Origin of the sequence: Phytoactinopolyspora endophytica, from assembly GCF_004138495.1 — a bacterium.
GTDB lineage: Bacteria > Actinomycetota > Actinomycetes > Jiangellales > Jiangellaceae > Phytoactinopolyspora > Phytoactinopolyspora endophytica.
In genome coordinates, this window is the sequence record NZ_ML142856.1 from 282,654 (window position 1) to 284,891 (window position 2,238).

At 65.1% G+C, this 2,238-nt stretch carries 2 protein-coding genes; both read left to right on the plus strand.

Annotation, left to right across the window (positions count from 1 at the left end; all coding sequences use genetic code 11):
- A partial coding sequence (locus ELR45_RS17615) for an immunoglobulin domain-containing protein (protein WP_205856783.1) occupies positions 1-1,618 on the plus strand: 1,618 nt, incomplete at its 5' end.
- A 276-nt stretch (positions 1,619-1,894) separates the two neighbouring features.
- Positions 1,895-2,164: a WhiB family transcriptional regulator gene (locus ELR45_RS17620; RefSeq protein WP_129667600.1), complete on the plus strand. Its 270-nt coding sequence runs from the start codon at positions 1,895-1,897 to the stop codon at positions 2,162-2,164.
- Positions 2,165-2,238 lie beyond the last annotated feature (74 nt).

The window sequence follows — 2,238 nt, forward strand, 5'->3', positions numbered from 1 at the left end:
GTCCGACACGCCGCCGCCGTTCTCGCCGGACGCGGAGCCACCGGGCGACAACAGCAACCTGCCGATCAGCTTCCCTCGCCCGACGCAGGACCCGGAGACACCCGACGCGGACCCGGAGACACCGGACAGCCCCGACAGCCCGGAGAGTCCGGACCAGCCGACTCAGACCCCGGATGACGATCCCGACGAAACGCCGGACGAGACCGACGACCCGACGGATGATCCGGAGACCACCCCGCCACCGGACGACGACGACCCCACGAGCCCACCGACGGTCAACAGCGGTCCGCAGAACACGACAGCGCGGGCCGGCCAGCCGACCACGTTGTCCGTCGATGTGGCAGGTAACCCCGCACCATCGCTGAGCTGGCAGTACCGGGACCCGGCCTCGGCATCCAGCGCCAGCGACGACTCGTCGCCGACGATGTCCCCGGCCAGCGGAGGTTGGAGCGACATCGACGGAGCAACGTCCTCCACGTTGACCGTCACACCGAAGGCCGGCCACGACGGGCGCCAGTACCGGGTCGTCGCCAAGAACGAGCACGGCACCGTCACCACCGACCCGGCCGTTCTCACCGTTCACTACGCACCGGAACTGACCTCCAGCCCGGACAGCGTCAACGTGAACGAGGGAGGTGACGCGACGTTCACCGCTTCTGCCTCCGCCAACCCGGCGCCCAGCAGTGTCACCTGGCAACGCCGTGCACCTGGCGGCTCGTGGCAGACGGCCGGTGCTGGCAGCACCAGCCAGCGTGGGACGAGAGCGACGCTGGAGCTTTCCGGCATCGACAAGTCGCAGCACAACTACGAGTACCGGGCGGTCTTCAAGAACGAGGTCGGCACCGCCAACAGCAATTCCGCCGATCTGACAGTCAACTGGGCACCAGCCATCGAGAGCAACCCGGCGGATATCGAGCAAGCGACCGGAAGGGAAGCTATCTTCACGGCGTCGGCCCAAGCTGGAAATCCCAAGGACACAACCGCACAGTGGCAGGTGAACGAAGGTGGCAGATGGCGAAACCTTGACGTGACCTCGAAGGGAACGTCCGCCACGCTCACAGTTGATGTCACTAGCACGAGCCAGAACAACAGCAAGTATCGCGTGGTCTTCAAGAACTCGATCGGCGAGTCTGAGAGCAGTCCCGCCACCTTGAGAGTCAGGGAGAACGAGTCGGGTTCGATCAGCACCGTCGCAGGTGGCGGGAGCAACAACCTGTGCGTACAGCCGGACGGCGGAAGCGACGGCACTCTGCATTTGGACAGTTGTTCGGATCCCCCTGTGTGGGATGTGTATACCGAGTTCACAGACTCCGGGCCCAACGGACATGCCGTCCGTTGGGCCGACGGCCGTTGTATGAGCGTGTCACCGACGCCCGATGGCGCGAACTTCCCGGTCGAGCTGAGGGACTGCGGGAGCCCGGAGCCATCCGCTGATCAACTCTGGCATTTCGACCCTCATGGCAACGGGGCGCAACCGTTCACCACCACATTTCCCTACATAGGAGCTGAAGTCTGCCTCGACGTCGAAGGCAGCAACATCGCCAGTGGTACCCGGTTGATCGCCTATGCCTGCCATGGCGGTGTCAACCAGAGGTTCAAGTTCGTCTCGTCCGACTGATCCCACAACCGCACAACGGAATATCACTCGCCGCACGGCCGGACCCGGTCGCGCGGCATTGTCACGCCCTGGGCGTGGTCATCCCGGCTCGGCCGCAGCGGCCGAGCCTCCAGGTCGGCAGGTCTGTCAGGTCACGCGTCGTACCAGGTCAGCGCGCCGCCCAAAAAGATCCAGAAAAATTCTCAGATTTGGCGTCATGACGGGTACCTGTACTCGTCAAGTGGGGCATGAGGGTCTTGATCGTCTCGATGAAGGAGATGCCACCACATGACCGCCATGATCGACATCAGTGAGCTGCACGCTCGGGATTGGTTCGGGCAGCAGGACAGCTGGCGTGCGTTCGCGGCCTGTCGCGGCATGGACACCGATCTCTTCTACCCGGAAGGGCGTGGCAGCACGCTCCGTAGGCGCGAAGCCGTCGCCAAGGACGTCTGCGCCTCGTGCCCGGTTGCGGCCCAGTGCCGCGAAGCCGCTTCGCAGCAGCCGGAGCGGTTCGGCATCTGGGGCGGGCTGACGGAGGGCGAACGAGGCTGGTCCCGTCGCTGACGGGAATCCTGTCGCCCACAGAAGACGTGGTGCCGGATCCGCTGCACAGGGGACAGCGGATCCGGCACCATGAC